At 63.4% G+C, this 15,054-nt stretch carries 14 protein-coding genes; 4 read left to right on the top strand and 10 right to left on the bottom strand.

The window, feature by feature from the left end:
- Positions 1-8 precede the first annotated feature (8 nt).
- Both OOT43_RS06600 and OOT43_RS06595 read right to left on the bottom strand, forming a co-directional pair.
- Positions 9-1,364, bottom strand: a complete 1,356-nt coding sequence (locus OOT43_RS06600; RefSeq protein ID WP_266024042.1) for a DUF1501 domain-containing protein — start codon at positions 1,362-1,364, stop codon at positions 9-11.
- 5 nt (positions 1,365-1,369) lie between these two features.
- The gene (locus OOT43_RS06595) at positions 1,370-3,118 is read right to left on the bottom strand and encodes a DUF1800 domain-containing protein (protein ID WP_266024041.1); all 1,749 of its coding nucleotides are present in this window, start codon (positions 3,116-3,118) and stop codon (positions 1,370-1,372) included.
- A gap of 331 nt (positions 3,119-3,449) precedes the next feature.
- Between OOT43_RS06595 and OOT43_RS06590 the strand changes: the two genes are divergently transcribed.
- Positions 3,450-4,193, top strand: coding sequence for a substrate-binding periplasmic protein (locus tag OOT43_RS06590; RefSeq protein ID WP_266024039.1), 744 nt, complete (start codon positions 3,450-3,452; stop codon positions 4,191-4,193).
- Here OOT43_RS06590 and OOT43_RS06585 read toward each other — a convergent pair.
- Together OOT43_RS06585 and OOT43_RS06580 are read right to left on the bottom strand one after the other, a co-directional pair.
- The gene (locus OOT43_RS06585) at positions 4,190-4,684 is read right to left on the bottom strand and encodes a glutathione peroxidase (RefSeq protein WP_266024038.1); all 495 of its coding nucleotides are present in this window, start codon (positions 4,682-4,684) and stop codon (positions 4,190-4,192) included. The two genes, OOT43_RS06590 and OOT43_RS06585, sit on opposite strands and share 4 nt — an antisense overlap.
- 36 nt (positions 4,685-4,720) lie before the next feature.
- Positions 4,721-6,073, bottom strand: coding sequence for a GGDEF domain-containing protein (locus OOT43_RS06580; RefSeq protein WP_266024037.1), 1,353 nt, complete (start codon positions 6,071-6,073; stop codon positions 4,721-4,723).
- Between the two features lie 137 nt (positions 6,074-6,210).
- Between OOT43_RS06580 and OOT43_RS06575 the strand changes: the two genes are divergently transcribed.
- Positions 6,211-6,834 carry a ParA family protein gene (locus tag OOT43_RS06575; protein ID WP_266024036.1) on the top strand — a complete coding sequence of 208 codons (624 nt, stop codon included), beginning with the start codon at positions 6,211-6,213 and terminating at the stop codon, positions 6,832-6,834.
- Positions 6,835-6,859: 25 nt separating this feature from the next.
- Positions 6,860-7,114 carry a hypothetical protein gene (locus OOT43_RS06570; RefSeq protein WP_266024035.1) on the top strand — a complete coding sequence of 85 codons (255 nt, stop codon included), beginning with the start codon at positions 6,860-6,862 and terminating at the stop codon, positions 7,112-7,114.
- Between the two features lie 9 nt (positions 7,115-7,123).
- Here OOT43_RS06570 and OOT43_RS06565 read toward each other — a convergent pair whose 3' ends face one another.
- The 4 genes from OOT43_RS06565 to OOT43_RS06550 form a co-directional block, all read right to left on the bottom strand.
- A complete protein-coding gene (locus OOT43_RS06565; protein ID WP_266024034.1) occupies positions 7,124-7,741 on the bottom strand; it encodes a protein-methionine-sulfoxide reductase heme-binding subunit MsrQ in 618 nt (205 codons plus the stop codon).
- Between the two features lie 13 nt (positions 7,742-7,754).
- Entirely contained in the window at positions 7,755-8,687 is a 933-nt protein-coding gene (gene msrP, locus OOT43_RS06560; RefSeq protein WP_266024033.1) for a protein-methionine-sulfoxide reductase catalytic subunit MsrP, read from the bottom strand.
- 74 nt (positions 8,688-8,761) lie between these two features.
- A complete protein-coding gene (locus OOT43_RS06555; RefSeq protein WP_266024032.1) occupies positions 8,762-9,187 on the bottom strand; it encodes a hypothetical protein in 426 nt (141 codons plus the stop codon).
- 6 nt (positions 9,188-9,193) lie between these two features.
- Entirely contained in the window at positions 9,194-10,399 is a 1,206-nt protein-coding gene (locus tag OOT43_RS06550; RefSeq protein ID WP_266024030.1) for a cation:proton antiporter, read from the bottom strand.
- A 290-nt stretch (positions 10,400-10,689) separates the two neighbouring features.
- Between OOT43_RS06550 and OOT43_RS06545 the strand changes: the two genes are divergently transcribed.
- On the top strand, positions 10,690-11,979 hold the full coding sequence (locus OOT43_RS06545) for a citrate synthase (RefSeq protein ID WP_266024029.1): 1,290 nt from the start codon (positions 10,690-10,692) through the stop codon (positions 11,977-11,979).
- A gap of 40 nt (positions 11,980-12,019) precedes the next feature.
- Here the strand turns inward: OOT43_RS06545 and htpG are convergent, their stop codons facing one another.
- Positions 12,020-13,924 (bottom strand): molecular chaperone HtpG, encoded by a 1,905-nt coding sequence (gene htpG / locus OOT43_RS06540; protein ID WP_266024028.1) that lies wholly within the window; start codon positions 13,922-13,924, stop codon positions 12,020-12,022.
- Between the two features lie 90 nt (positions 13,925-14,014).
- Positions 14,015-15,037, bottom strand: a complete 1,023-nt coding sequence (locus OOT43_RS06535) for a sodium:calcium antiporter (RefSeq protein ID WP_266024027.1) — start codon at positions 15,035-15,037, stop codon at positions 14,015-14,017.
- Positions 15,038-15,054 lie beyond the last annotated feature (17 nt).

Raw genomic sequence — 15,054 nt, 5'->3', positions numbered from 1 at the left:
AGCGCCGATCAGCCGGCCTTCATGAAGGCGAGATCGGTGCGGCCTGTGTCGAAGTTGCCGAGGTTGGGAAATGCCGCGGCGAGGTCCGCGGCCCCGAACCATTCCGCCAGTTTCGCGCCGTATTCGTCCACCGAAGTGGTGGGTATCCAGCGACCCTCGCCGGTCAGGTCGTCCGGCCCCTTCAGTTGCAGCGCCGGGAACCGGCCATAGAAATCACCGCCGTTCACGGCGCCTCCCAGGATGAAATGATGGCTGCCCCAGGCGTGGTCGGTGCCGAGGCCGGAGTTCGGCTGGAAGGTGCGGTTGAAGTCCGAGAGGGTGAAGGTGGTGACGTTGGCTTCCACGCCGAGTTCCGCGGTGGCGTCGTAGAACGCCTTCATGGCCTGGCTGAGCTGGGCGAGGAGGCTGCTCTGGGTTCCCGGCTGTCCGGCGTGGGTGTCGAAGCCGCCCAGGGTGCAGAAGAATATCTGCCGGCTGAGGCCGATCGTGCCGCGCGCGGCGATGATGCTGGCCGCGGTCTTGAGCTGGCCGCCTATGCTGGTGCCGGGGAAGGGGGTGGACAGAGCCGGTGCGTTTTTCAGCGCCGATTGCAGGGTTCGGCTGTTGTCGATGGCCGACGAAGTGATGGCGCTCTTGGCCTTGACCAAGGTCATCCCCAGGTCCAGCCCTTGGAGCTTGCGCACGGCGTTATAGGCCGCCGTCGCCACCGGGTCCTTGCCGTCGAGGCCGATGAGCGTCGCACCGGGAACGATCGGGCTGGTGGTCTTGCCGGTGGAAAACAGGGTCACTCCCGCAAGGGAGGTGACCATGGGAAAGCTGATGCCGGGGTTGTAGGCGCTCCCGATGTCGTCCGCCAGCCGCCCGCCCCACCCGGTGGGCATGGACTGGCCGGAACTCGAAGCCGTGGCCGACTGCCACTGGGCCTGCTGGTCCGAATGCGAGAACAGGTTTTCCGGGCGCGGTCCGCTGCCCAGCAGCTCGGTTTTTGTTATCGGGCGGACCAGCGTGCCCACGTTGGCCAGGACCGCGAGTCTGCCGGAGGCATAGAGCGCCTGCAATTCCGGCAGGCTGGGATGCAGCCCGAACAGCTTGTCCTGGTGGCTGGCCGCGGCGATCTGCAGCAGTTGGGCCTGCGGGATGTTCAGCAGCGCGCCGGTGCCGCGGACCGCCTGATACGCGGCATAGTCGTCGTAGGGGATGACGGTGTTGTTGCTGTCGTTACCGCCCGCCAGGAAGATGCAGACCAGGGCCTTGTAATCGCCCGCGGCGGCCTGGGCCGGGACGATCCGGCCGAGGCTGGAAAGCAGGGCGGCTGCCCCCAGTGTCTGGCTCGACTGCTTAAGAAATTTTCGGCGTGACATCATGGCGGTTACCTCTGGATCAGATATTGCGACGAGGTCGCGACGAGATAGAGGGCGATCTGCGCGCGCAGATGCGCTTCCGTGCAGCTGCCCTGGCCGGCCTTGCGCGTGCATGGCAGGGCGGCGCCGACGGTGGTCTTCATGTCCTTCGACATCGAGGAGTGCATCAGCAGCCGGTTGATCGATTCGATGAGCTGGGTGGCGTCCGGATTGGCGCCCAGGGCGTCGAGTCCGCTCAGATCGATCGTGGTCGGCGTCGTCGCCCCCGGAAGCTGCAGTTTCGAAAGAATCAGGAGATAGGCGACGTTCGCGCGGTTGAGCGCGGCGGCGCTGGACTCGATGCCGAATTCCGGCCCTTGCAGCGCCGTTCCGGGGACGGTGTATTCACGGGGGTAATAGTTGAAGACGGAAGGCGAGTAGAACAGGTTCTGGCCCATGGCCTTGGGGAGTTCGGCCAGCACACCGTCGCTCTGGGCGTTGTATGCGCGGAGCAGGTTGGTTACGAATTGCACCGGCTCTCGCAACCGCCCATATCCCGCTTCCCGGCGCGAAGCGCCGCGCGCTTCCTTGTCGAGCAGGACCGCCCTGACGGTGGCGAACAGATCCCCCCGGACGCCGGAGCCGTTGTTATTGAATACCCTGGCGACCCGTCCCACGTAAGCCGCGCTCGGGTTGCTGGTCACCAGGTTCTGGATCAGCCGCTTGGCGATGAAAGGCCCGACGTTGGGATGCCGGAAAATGTTGTCCAGCGCCTGTTTGAGGTCGGTTTCCCCGTCCTGGTTGGCCGGCAACGTGGAATACACCGCGCCAGAATAGCTGAGCAGTGGCTTCGCGCCCTTGTCGTGGTTGGTGTCCGCGCCGTTGACCCGGTACAGCACCATGGGAACGAGATAGTTGCGCGGGTTGTGCTTCTTGGGCGTGGCGCCGTCCTTGGGGGCATAGGTCCAGCCGGTGAAGACGCGGGCGAAGTTCCCGATGGTGTCTTGGGTATAGGTCGGGATGGACTGGCCTTTCGAATCGAGCTTGAGGGTGCCGTCCGTGTTCAACTGATAGAGGCCGATCGAAAACAACTGCAGGATTTCGCGGGCGTAGTTTTCGTTGGGTTTGAACTTGCCGTCGCTGCTCGGCTTGTCGTTGTTCACCATGTCGAGGTAATCGCCCATGGCGGGATTCAGCGTGATTTTTTCCAGCAGGTCGCGATAATTGCCGAACGCGTTGTCCGCCAGGATGTTGAGGTAGGGCGCCAGGGCACTGGGCTGCTGGATCTGGACCCCGGACACCACGAGCGTCTGGCTCAATGCGAAAGCCACCCGCTGGCGTAGTTGGTCCGTCCCGCCCAAGGCATGCAGGAAAAACTGCATCTGCAGGGGAAACTGGGTGTAATGGTCCCGGTAGCAGTTCTGGGAAGTTGACGGATCGTCCTTGGGGCAGCCTTCCGCGGGATTGGAAGGAAACTCGGGCAGATCCGGAAAGCGCGAAGCCGGGAGGTTGCGCTGCATGTCCAGCCAGCCGCTGAAGCCGAGTTTCTGCACTTCCGCGATGGCGGCATCGGTCGGCCCGAAGCTGCCTTGTTCGAGGAAGCGTACCGCATCGGCGGTGTTGACCGCCGCGGAGGCGCCCTGCGTGTCCAAAGCGGTCGCGCCGAGCAAGACGACGGCTCCGGCGGCTGGCAACCAGCGCACGGGTTTCGATACTTTTTCCAATGCTGGATTTCGGGATCCGTGGAACCCGATGTCGGGGATTCTTGCGCGGGTCATGGCAGCCTCTTTATCGTATTTATCGACAGGGTTTGGGTCCCCGTGCGCGTTGTTTCCGGTTCCGGCCGGGTAGGCTCCTGAGTCAGGCGCCCGGCAGCGCGTAAATTGCATAACTCCAGCGCCGGTCCAAAGTATAGCCATCTGTGCGCAAAGCCCGTAGCCGGACTTGTTCGAAATTTCCAGCGTCTCGATTTCGTCGCTTACTCCCTCTACACTTCCGAACCGAGCGCGGTGGGCCGCGCGAGTGCTATTTTTCTCCCACCGCAGCCATTGCGCATTTCCTTCAACCGTGCTGCCATCGACCAATTTCATCAAGGAACGGGGTCCCAAGATGTCCAAACTGCCTAAGCTGAGTCTGGCTGCCATGCTGTTGTTCTTTGCCCTGGCCGCCAGGGCCGAGCAATTGCGCGTGGTGGCCGACGAGTGGCCGCCCTATGTCGACCCGACCGCCACGGGCGGCGGTCTGGCCATCGATCTGGTGTCCGCCGTGTTTTCCCGCGCCGGTTACACCACGCAACTCACGGTGGACGACTGGTCGCGCGACCTGGAAGGGGCGAGCATCGGCGTCTACGACGTGGTCGCGAACATCTGGTACACCGACGAACGCGCCCAATATCTCGACTACAGCGATCCTTACCTCGTCAACGACGTCCGCTTCGTCAAGCGCAAATGGACCGACATCGAGTTCGAGGATTACGGCGACATCCGGGGCCTGCGAATCGGTATGGTGAAGAACTACGGCTATCCTTCAGGATTTCTCCGTGCGGGCGGGGTGCTGAAGATCGCCAACGACACCCTGGTCGAGGCGCTGACCGAACTGGTGGAGGGCCAATGCGATCTGGTGATCGACGACAAGCACGTGCTGGAATACACGGCGAAGAGATACCTGCCCGAGAGCGAGAACCGCCTCGAATTCCTGCCGCGGCCGGTCGGCCTGGAGCAGCTCCACATCGCCGTCAGCCGCGCCAATCCCAATCACGCGCGGATCGTCGACGATTTCAACCGGACTCTCAAGGCGATGAAGAACGACGGCACCTACGGCCGCATTCTGGATGCCCACAACTACAGTCCCTAGCCCCCGCTCCCCGCGGCCAGCAGCGGCAAGAGGTCGGGTTCGATGCTCTCCGGCGCCGCGGTCGGGGCGTAGCGCCTGACGACTTCACCGTTGCGGCCGACCAGAAACTTGGTGAAATTCCATTTGACGGCTTCGCTGCCGAGCAGCCCCGGTTGCGCGGACTTGAGATAGGCGTAGAGCGGGTGGGCATGCTCGCCGTTCACCTCGATCTTCGCGAACAGCGGGAAGCTCACTTCGTACCGGCTCGAACAGAACTGCCTGATTTCCGCCTCGCTGCCCGGCTCCTGGGCGCCGAACTGGTTGCAGGGGAAGCCCAGCACCACCAGGCCGGCGTCGCGGTGGCGCCGGTACAGCGCTTCCAGGCCGGCGTACTGCGGGGTGAAGCCGCAGCGGCTGGCGACGTTGACGATCAGGAGAACCTCGCCCCGGTAGACGTCCAAGCGAATGGTTTCGCCGTCCAGGGTGCGGACTTCGAAGTCGTAGATGTTCATGTCGTGTCCTGTTGCAAGAGCGAGGGAAATGCGGCGTCAGGTGACGACCACGCGGTTGCGCCCGCCCGATTTCGCGGTGTAAAGCGCCTTGTCGGCACGGTCGACCAGGGCGGTGTCGTTTTCCACGTCGGTGTCAGGATACGCGGTCGCCCCGATGCTGACAGTCACGCGTATCGACTGGTCGCCATCCATCAGTATGAGGTCTTCGACCATGTGGCGCAGTCGCTCGCCTACGTATTCGAGGTCGTGCAGTGATGCGGCGGGCAGGACCGCGATGAACTCCTCGCCGCCGTAGCGGACCAGGACGTCCCCCTCGCGCAGCACGGTGCGCGCGGTTTTGGCGACGCGGGCGAGCACCCGGTCGCCGGCCAGATGGCCGTAGGTGTCGTTGATTCGTTTGAAATAGTCGATGTCGAACATCAGGAGGCCGAGCGGCAGGTTCAGCCGGACCGCGCGCCTGAACTCTTCGCCCAGCCGGGCCATCCCGAACCGGCGGTTGTAGGCGCCGGTGAGGGGATCGAGCGCAGCCAGGGTCTGCAAACGGTCGTACAGGAGCGCATTGTGCAATGCCAGCGCGAGGCCTCTTTCGAAGACGTCCAGACGATTCCGGTCTTCGGCACTGAAGCCATGACCGCTGGCCAGCACGACCGCCCCGAGGATCACCTCCTTGTGCAGCACGGGGTCGATGATGACTTCCCGCGGCCGGAACTGCGCCAGCATGCCGTCCACCACCAGGTCCTCGGGCAGTTTCACCCTGTGGCGGCGCTCGCTCCGCAAGGCGCTGCGGACGCGGTCGTTGTTCCCCAGAGTGTGGGCGCTGCCGATGCCCTGCGACGCCGCGACCCGGATTTCTCCCTCCACTTCGATCAGGATCGCCCCGCCGTCCGCGCCGGTGTGCTGCAGCAAGAGCGCCAAGGCCTGTTCGGTAAGCTGATGCACGTCGAGCTGGCTGACCAACATCTCTGTGAAGTTGCGCACCGCCGTTTCGGTTTCGATCGAAAGCGCCAGCGCATGGATCAACTGGTTGAATGCCCGGGTGCTGTCGCCGATTTCGTCGTCGGAATCGACCTGGATGGTGCAATGGTCCGGGGTGCATTTTTCGGCAGTGTCGCCGTGCGCCATGCTTCTCAGCCGGCTTGCGACCAGGCTCATCCGTTCCGCCAGCAGCCGCAGCCGCTCGCCGACGACCGAACGCGCCAGCGCAATGTTCATCGCACCCACGGCGAATCCGGCAGTGATGCAAGCCGCGAAAAACCAGGGCGTCAGGACGAATGAGGAAGGAATCCCCAGACTCAGTGCGAAGAACGGAAAAATCAGCCCGATCAACAGGCCGAAGCCGATCATCCAGATCGACAGGTCGACGAAGACTTTGCGGGTCAGTCGGAGCATCGTGGCGTTCCAAGGTTGCTGGTAGCGGCTGGAAACCGGGCCGGTTTGCCGACAGTCCTGAGTTTAGCCGGCTTTGCATCAGCCGCACAGCGTGGCGCGGGTTGACCCGGATAGGGCTTGTCCAGTAGCTTTGGGCCATGAAAATCATCGCAGTGATTTCGCAGAAAGGCGGAGCCGGCAAGACCACTCTGGCCATCAACCTGGCCGTTGCGGCGGAGCTTGCGGGAGTCCGGAGCGTCACGCTGGTCGATCTGGACCCCCAGGCCAGCGCCAGCGTCTGGGGCGACAACCGGGAGGCGCTCGCGCCGCGGGTCGAGTCGGCCCAGGCGAACCGCCTGCAGCAATGCCTGGACAGAGCCCGTGCCGACGGCGGCGGTTTCACGGTGATCGACACGGCGCCGCATTCGGAGACTGCAGCGCTGGCGGCGGCGCGTGCCGCCGATCTGATCCTCATTCCCTGCCGGCCCGCGGTGCTCGATCTGCACGCGATCGGCACCACCATCGACCTGGCCCGGCTGGCCGGTACACCCGCGGCGGTGGTGCTGAATTCGATTCCCTCGCGCGGAGCGCTGGCGGACGAGGCGGCGGAAGCCGTCGCCGGCTATGAGGTCACGCTGGCCCCGGTGCGCATCGTGCAGCGCGCGGCTTACGTGCATTCGCTCACTTGCGGCAAGTCGATCCAGGAATTCGAACCGCGGGGCAAGGGGGCGGAGGAGATCGATCGTTTGTATCGGTGGATTTGCGGCCCCGCCGTATTCTGAATCTCAGTGCTTGAAGGAAGGCATCGTGGCGAACAACAGCAAGGTGAAACTCTCGACCGCAGTGCGCAAGGCACGGCGGAAGCCGGCCGAAGACGCGGAAACAACGGCGGCTGCGGCAGGGATTCCGGCTGCCGGATCGATGGATGCCCCGGTCGCGGCTGCGCCGGCCGGACGCGCAGGAATCGTCCCGGCGATCGGCCGCGCTTGCCGGCTGACGGTCTATGGGGCGGTGTACGGCATGACCTATACGGTGGTTTTTCCCTGGGTCCTGGTGCGTTGACGGGAAAGCTCAAGCCGCCGAGACCGCGCGGGCGCGGCGGCGCAGCAGGACGATCGCCCTGAATCCGAGCAGCACGGTGAGCAGGATCGCGAACCTCAGAGGATCGGCGATGTCCTTCTTCACCAGCCACAGGTAGTGGATCACCCCGCCGACGGCCGAGACGTAGACCAGCCGGTGCAGGCGCTGCCAGTGCTTGCCGCCGAGCCGGCGCATCATCGCATCGGTTGACGTGACCGCCAGCGGAATCAGCAGCACGAAAGAAGGGAAGCCCACCGTGATGAACGGGCGTTTCGCGATGTCCTTCAGTATCGCCTGCCAGTCGAAGAACTGGTCCAGCACCAGATAGCCGGTGAAATGCAGTGTGCCATAGAAGAATGCGAACAAGCCCAGCATCCTCCGAAAACGCACCAGCCAGGGCTGCCGCAGGAGGATGCGCAAGGGCGTGACGGCGAGGGTGATGAGCAGAAAGCTCAGGGTCCAGTAGCCCGCCGTCCGGATGATCTTTTCGATGGGATTGGCGCCCAGGGTGCCGAGCGCGGCGCCGGCGGCGAGCCTTGCCAGCGGAATCAGGGCCGCGAGAAACACGGCGGTTTCCGCGGCCCGCAGTGCGTTCGGTTCGGGCCGCAAATGCTTCCTTCCCCTAGAAGAATTTCCTGAGGTCCATGCCGGCATAGAGGTGGGCGACCTGTTCGGCGTAGCCGTTGAACATCAGCGTGGGCCGCTTGAAGAATTCGCCGAGCCGGCGCTCTTTCGCCTGGCTCCAGCGCGGGTGGTCCACGTCCGGATTGACGTTGGCATAGAAGCCGTATTCGTCCGGGATCGCCCGTGTCCAGGTCGAGATCGGTTGCTGCTCGACGAAGCGGATGCGGACGATGGACTTGGCGCTCTTGAAGCCGTATTTCCAGGGCACGACCATCCGAACCGGCGCGCCGTTCTGATTCGGCAGCACTTCGCCGTAAAGCCCGAAGACCAGGAGCGTGAGGGGATGCATGGCCTCGTCGAGGCGCAGGGCCTCGCGGTAGGGCCAGTCCAGCACCGATGACTTCTGGCCGGGCATCTGGATCGGGTCGTGCAGCGTGATGAACTCGACGAATTTGGCGTTTCCGGTGGGCTCGACGCGCTTGATGAGTTCGGCCAGCGGAAAACCCACCCAGGGCACCACCATGGACCAGCCCTCGACGCAGCGCAGGCGGTAGATGCGCTCCTCGAGAGGGGCGACTTTGAGCAATTCGTCGACGTCGAACACCTTGGGTTTCTGCACTTCGCCTTCCACGGATACCGTCCAGGGGCGGGTCTTGAGGCTGCCGGCGGTTCGGGACGGCGTTTCCTTGTCCGTTCCGAACTCATAGAAATTGTTGTAATGGGTGACGTCTTCGAAGGGAGTCAGCGCGTCCGGCAGGACGTAGGCGCCCGTCCGCACGCCGGGCAGGTTCTCGCCCGCGCTGAGCCCACGGGGCAGGAGGGCGGCAGCCGCCGCGCCGGCTGCCGCCTGCATGAAGCGGCGGCGGCCGAAGTACATGTCCCTCGGCGTGATTTCGGACGGGGCGATTGTGGGTGAGCTGGTCTTACGCATGGCAGTCTCCCGGCTCCAGTGGCGAGTGGTACCTGATGGTACTGCATGTCGCCCCACGGCCGCGACGGGCCGCTTTATTCGCTCGAGTCGCTGTCCCGACGGTCTTTGTCCCAAGCCCTTCGGAATGATGAAAACGCGTCGGAAAATCCTTTCTTGAGATGGCCCCAGGCGTCCTGCGAGCCGGTTTTGATGCGATCCGCCTGGGTCGAGGCCTGGTCGAGCGTTTCCTTCGACGTGTCCCGTGCTGCCCGGTCGACCTGCTGCCACTGTTCGCCGGTTCGTGACTTCAGCTCGCTGAATCCGGATTTCACGGAGTCGGCGGCCTCGTTCCCCTTCTGAGAGGAGTAGTCGCCGATGGCCCGGGCGGTTTCCTTCATCTTGTGTCCGATGTCCTCGATCGACGGCGATTCTTTGGGGGAGTCGTCGCCGAGGGCGGTAAGCCACGCCTGCAGCAGCAGAGCCGCGACGGCCACATAGGGGAACTGGGCATGGGTTTTCATGAACGCTCACTTCTCATGCATAGGGACTTCGGCTCCTGATGCCGGCAGGCCGAGCTTTATTCGCAGCCTGTCGGCCAGAATCGGGAAAGCAAGTACCGAGATCATGCCGGCGCTGACCAGGACCGCCGCACGTTCCGGCGACATCAGGTCCGACGACAGGGCGATCTCGGTGATCACGACGATCAGAGGCAAACCCGTCGCGGAATACAGCATGAACGGGATGGCGTCGGCGGGCGCCAGACTGCGCCGGTAAACCCACAAGGGAACGCTCCGGACCAATATGAGCAACCCGAGCAGGATGACGACCTGGAGCGGCGCGAGGGGACTTGCCCAGAGCGCGTCGAGATCGAACCGTATGCCTGCCGTGACGAAGAATATGGGGACGAGAAAGCCGTATCCGATGGCGTCGAGTTTGGACCGCAGTGCCTCGCCTCCGGGTCCTTTGCTGGCGAGTCCCACGACCATGCCCGAGGCGAGGGCGCCCATGACGATGTCCAGGCCGAACTTCCCGGCCAGGAGGATCAGGAGCGCCTGCAGGGCGATACAGATGCGCACGGGAAATTGACCGCTGCGCTGCATGGAGCGGGCGAGGCGATCGATCACCTTCGAGGACCGGACCCGGATGGCAAGGTATGCCGTAACCAGGGTGATCGCCACGAAGGAAAGCACGAACAGGGTATGGAGGATATTGCTGTCGTCCGGAATCGCCAGGAAGGACAAGAGGAACATCGGGCCGAGTTCGCCGAACGCTCCAGAAGCCACCACATACTTGCCGAATTCGGTATCGATTTCCCCGGAGTCGCGCAGGATGGGCACGAGTATGCCCAGCGCGGTGGTGGTCAGAGCTGCCGCAGCCAGCAGCAGCGGCAGGGGGATCAAGCCCATTGCCTGGAACAGGAGCACGCACAGAATGGCAACGCCGAAGGACAGCGCCCAACCGAGCGCCCCGATCGCCAGTGGCCGCATTCCGATTTTCCCGAGATCGATTTCCATGCCGACCTGGAAGATCAGGAAGGTCAAGCCGAGACGGGCCAGCGCGTCGACAACCAGGGACGGTTCCGCCAGATGCAGCACCTGCGGTCCGGCGATGATGCCCATAACGATTTCCGCTACGACGATGGGCATCCGAAAGCTTTTCGGCAACTCGGCCAGCAGGGGCGCGAGCATCGCGATGAGCGCAATCAACAAAAGGTCGGTCCGGAAGCTCTCCACTCTATTCCTCCTGGTATTTCATTCCGCTGGTTAAATCAGGCCGCGGCGTCCGTCTACGGGCGATCCCGCTGAGCGCTCGAAGGTGGGCGGCAGCCTGTAACCCTAACCGATGAAGTCCAGTGTGCGCAAAAGGAATGTTAAGATCAGCCCAAGTGTGTCCGCTTCCCGGATAAGATGCATTCATCGCACGGCGAACGGCACGGGTCCGCAAAGCAGCACGCGGAAAGGGTTTTGGGGACCCAGGTGCCGACTATAGAGTTTGAATTGCTGTCCCAAAATATGGATTCCTTATGTCGAATTTTGCCAAACTTGAACTGAACGAAGGCGTCGCGGAAGTCCCGGTGATCGAAGGCACCGAGGGTGAGAAAGCGATCGACATCACCAAGCTGCGCGCGCAGACTGGCTACATCACGCTCGACCCCGGCTACGGAAATACCGGCTCCTGCCTGTCGGCCATCACCTACATCGACGGCGAACAGGGCATTCTGCGCTATCGCGGGATCGACATCGCCGAGCTTAGCGAGAAGTCGACCTTCGTCGAAGTGAGTTATCTGCTGATCTACGGCCAGTTGCCGACGGTGGAGCAGTACGCGCGGTTCAAGGAGAAGATTCATCACCACTCGCTGATCCACGAGGACATGAAGAGCTTCTTCACCTCGTATCCCGGCCATGCCCATCCGATGGCGATCCTCTCCTCCATGGTCTGCTCGCTCTCGGTCTATCACCCCGAACTGCTGAAACCGGACCAGACCATCGACGAGCGTGACGAAACCATTTCCAGACTCCTGTCCAAGGTGCGGGTGCTGGCCGCCTTCGCCTACAAGCGTTCAGTGGGCGAGGCCTTCGTCTATACCCGGCCGGAGCTCGACTACATCTCCAACTTCCTGCACATGATGTTCACCCGGCCGATGCGCGGCTATGTGCCGGACGAGTTGATCCGCAAGGTGCTGGACGTGCTGTTCATCCTCCACGCCGACCACGAGCAGAACTGCTCCACCTCGACCGTCCGCATGGTGGGTTCGTCCAAGGCGAATCTGTTCGCGGCGATTTCCGCCGGCATCTGCGCCCTGTGGGGACCGCTGCACGGCGGCGCCAACCAGGCCGTCATCGAGATGCTGGAGGAGATCCATCGGGCCGGCGGCTGCTACAAGAAATTCATCGAACGGGCCAAGGACAAGAACGACCCCTATCGGCTGATGGGCTTCGGCCACCGGGTGTACAAGAGCTACGATCCCCGCGCACAGATCCTCAAGAAATATTGCGACGAGGTGCTCAATTATCTCGGCATCGACGATCCGATCCTGGAGATCGCCAAGGGGCTGGAAGAGGTCGCGCTGACCGATCCCTACTTCATCGAGCGCAAGCTCTATCCCAACGTGGATTTCTATTCCGGCATCATCTACCGGGCGTTGAAGATTCCCACCAACATGTTCACGGTGATGTTCGCGCTCGGCCGGCTGCCGGGCTGGATCGCGCATTGGAAGGAAATGCTGGAGGACCCGGGCATGCGGATCGCCCGCCCGCGCCAGATTTACACGGGGGAAAGGCTGCGTCCCTACGTGCCCATTGCCCAGCGTTGAGGAAAGGCCCCGCGGCGCTCGCCGAAGGGCCTGAGAGGCTTCAGAGCAGGCTCTGCAGCAATCCGTTCAGCTTGTGCACGAACGCCGCCGGGTCGTCGAGCTGGCCGCCCTCGGCCAGCACGGCCTGATCGAACAGGACGGAAGCCAGGTCCTCGAAGCGGGCATCCTCGCTTTCCGTCTTCAGGCGCGCGATCAAACCGTGATGCGGGTTGATTTCCAGGATCGGCTTGCTGCCGGGGACGTCCTGGCCCGCGGTCTTCATGATCCGCTCCATGGTCCGGCTGATGCCGTAGGATTCCGAGATCAGGCAGGCCGGTGAATCGGTCAGGCGGTGGGTCAGGCGGACGTCGCTCACCTGGGCCTCCAGCGCCTTTTTAAGCCGTTCGGCCAGCGGGGCGAATTCCGCCTTCTCGGCTTCCGCTTCGGCCTTTTCCTCTTCGCCTGCCAGCTTGCCCAGGTCCAGGTCGCCACGCGCCACCGACTGCAGCGACTTGCCCTCGTATTCGGTCAGGTAGCCGACCAGCCATTCGTCGATGCGGTCGCTCAGCAGCAGCACCTCGATGCCCTTCTTGCGGAAGATTTCCAGGTGCGGGCTGTTCTTGGCGGCGCCGAAACTCTCGGCCGAGACGAAATAGATCTTGTCCTGGCCTTCCTGCATCCGGCCGAGGTAGTCGTCCAGGGAAACCGTCTGGTCCTCGCTGTCCGTGTGGGTGGAGCTGAAGCGCAGCAGCTTGGCGAGTCGGTCCTTGTTGGCGAAGTCCTCGATGAGGCCTTCCTTGAGCACCTGGCCGAAATCGCCCCAGAACTCCTTGTACTTGTCCGGCTCGTTGTTCGCCAGGTCTTCCAGCAGACCCAGCACTTTCTTCACCGCACCGCCGCGGATTTTCTCCAGCTGCTTGTTTTCCTGGAGGATTTCGCGCGAAACGTTGAGCGGCAGGGTGTCGGAATCGATCACGCCGCGGACGAAGCGCAGGTAGCGCGGCATCAGCTTGTCCGAGTCTTCCATGATGAAGACTTTGCGGACGTAGAGCTTTACCCCGCGTTTGGAATCGCGGTCCCAGAGGTCGAACGGCGCGTGCTTGGGGACGTAGAGCAGCAGGGTATATTCGTTGGTGCCTTCGACCCGGCTGTGGACGCGGGCCAGCGGCTCCTGGAAATCGTGCGAGACGTGCTTGTAGAACTCGTTGTAGGCCTCGTCGGTGATCTCCTCGCGGTTCTTGGCCCACAGTGCGGAGGCGCTGTTGACCGTCTCCCAGACCTCGGCAGCCGGCTCTTCGCCTTCCTTGGGCTCGCCGGCCTCTTGGAGCATCTCGATGGGCAGGGAAATGTGGTCGGAGAATTTGCGGACGATCGAGCGCAGCTTCCAGCCATCCAGGAACTCGTCCTCGCCTTCGCGCAGGTGCAGCGTCACGCGGGTGCCGTGCTCGGTCCGCGCCGCGGATTCCAGGCTGTAATTGCCTTCGCCGGCGGACTCCCAGCGCACGCCTTCCTCGGCCGGAGCGCCCGCCTTGCGGGTTTCCAGCACCACCTTGTCGGCGACGATGAAGGCGGAGTAGAAGCCCACGCCGAACTGGCCGATCAACTGGCTGTCCTTGCTCTCGTCACCGGTCAGCGATTCGAAGAACTGTCGGGTGCCCGAGCGGGCGATGGTGCCGATGTTGTGCTGCACCTCCTCGCGCGTCATGCCGATACCGTTGTCGCTGATGCTCACGGTGCGGGCGGCCTTGTCGAACTCGATCCGCACCCGGAGCCGGCTGTCGCCCTCATACAGCGCTTCGTTGCCGAGCGCGCTGAAGCGCAGCTTGTCGGCGGCGTCGGAGGCGTTGGAAATCAGCTCGCGCAGGAAGATTTCCTTGTTGCCGTACAAGGAATGGATCATCAGCTGGAGCAGTTGCTTGACCTCGGCTTCGAAGCCCAGGGTCACTCGGTTTTCGGCGACTGTCATGGGTGTAGGTTCCCCCTTTGAGTTGTGGAGCTTGAAAGTTGAAGATTTCAGCTTGCCGAATTGGAGACTATTGCGCCGGTTTTCAACCGCTCAACGGTCATGAAGGTAAAGCACGTACGCATTGCCCAGGTATACCAGCAGCAGGGCGATGCTGACCCAGCCGACGGTCCTGAACAGCCGGGTGCCGGCGCGGTAGAGGAGGCCTACGATGAATATGCCGGTCATGACCATGGCCGAGAATGCCGACAGGGTGTGGACGGACGAGACATGCGACAGCAGCGGCCCGGGCAGGAAAGCCAGGTCGTCGACCGCAAGGATGCACAGGTCGAACAGATTGCTGCCCAGCAGATTGGCGATCGCCATGTCGACGGCCCGGATGCGCACTGCACCGATCGTGACGCTCAATTCCGGCATCGAGGTGGCGGCGGCGACGAACAGGGTGCCGACGAAGCTCTTGTTCCAGCCCATGACTTCGGCCAGCGCCGTGCCGATGTAGGGCAGCCAGGCACCCGCGCCGACGACCACGGCGGCAGAGCCTAAATATTGCGCCAGCGCCCGCCGCAGGCTGATGCCGGGATATTGTTCGGTCACATCGTCCGTGAAGGCCGCCATTTGCTCGCGTTCATAAAGGAACACGGCACGCATCGAAAACAGGTACAGCAGAACGAGCAGGGGGGAGTAAAGCCCGACCCAGCCCAGCGCCGGTACGATGTCCTTGTCGGCCAGCAACAGGTTGATGCCCACCAGGCCGAGCAGGATGATCCCGAAGCCCGCCGAGAGCAGATGGCCCTGGCTGGCGCGGCGGTAGACCGACTCGTGCCGATGCAGGAAGTCCAGGGCGACGAGGATGGCGAGGTTGAATACGCAGCTTCCCAGCACGTCGCCGGCGGCGATGTCCGGAGCCGCCGCGACGGTGACCGCGCTGACGCCGGTGATCAGTTCCGGAAGTGAGGTCGCCGTGGCCAGCAGGATCAGGCCGATCCAGTTCCCCGAGAGGCCGGTCTTCTCCGCGATCACATCGCCGTAGCGGGAGAGCCGGAACCCCGCCATGCCGATGAGCGCGACGCACAACAGGAATTCCGCCCAGGGAATCAGCAATTCCGGCGCAGCCACCCGGCGGCCTTTTTCGC

The sequence above is a fragment of the Methylococcus mesophilus genome, assembly GCF_026247885.1.
GTDB lineage: Bacteria > Pseudomonadota > Gammaproteobacteria > Methylococcales > Methylococcaceae > Methylococcus > Methylococcus mesophilus.
This window is presented reverse-complemented; position numbering and strand designations above follow the sequence as displayed.

Excerpts from the sequence above, each read along its gene's own strand:
- OOT43_RS06600 (WP_266024042.1), bottom strand. The coding sequence starts at position 1,364 with ATGATGTCACGCCGAAAATTTCTTAAGCAGTCGAGCCAGACACTGGGG.
- OOT43_RS06595 (WP_266024041.1), bottom strand. The coding sequence starts at position 3,118 with ATGACCCGCGCAAGAATCCCCGACATCGGGTTCCACGGATCCCGAAAT.
- OOT43_RS06590 (WP_266024039.1), top strand. The coding sequence starts at position 3,450 with ATGTCCAAACTGCCTAAGCTGAGTCTGGCTGCCATGCTGTTGTTCTTT.
- OOT43_RS06585 (WP_266024038.1), bottom strand. The coding sequence starts at position 4,684 with ATGAACATCTACGACTTCGAAGTCCGCACCCTGGACGGCGAAACCATT.
- OOT43_RS06580 (WP_266024037.1), bottom strand. The coding sequence starts at position 6,073 with ATGCTCCGACTGACCCGCAAAGTCTTCGTCGACCTGTCGATCTGGATG.
- OOT43_RS06575 (WP_266024036.1), top strand. The coding sequence starts at position 6,211 with ATGAAAATCATCGCAGTGATTTCGCAGAAAGGCGGAGCCGGCAAGACC.
- msrP (WP_266024033.1), bottom strand. The coding sequence starts at position 8,687 with ATGCGTAAGACCAGCTCACCCACAATCGCCCCGTCCGAAATCACGCCG.
- OOT43_RS06555 (WP_266024032.1), bottom strand. The coding sequence starts at position 9,187 with ATGAAAACCCATGCCCAGTTCCCCTATGTGGCCGTCGCGGCTCTGCTG.
- OOT43_RS06545 (WP_266024029.1), top strand. The coding sequence starts at position 10,690 with ATGTCGAATTTTGCCAAACTTGAACTGAACGAAGGCGTCGCGGAAGTC.
- htpG (WP_266024028.1), bottom strand. The coding sequence starts at position 13,924 with ATGACAGTCGCCGAAAACCGAGTGACCCTGGGCTTCGAAGCCGAGGTC.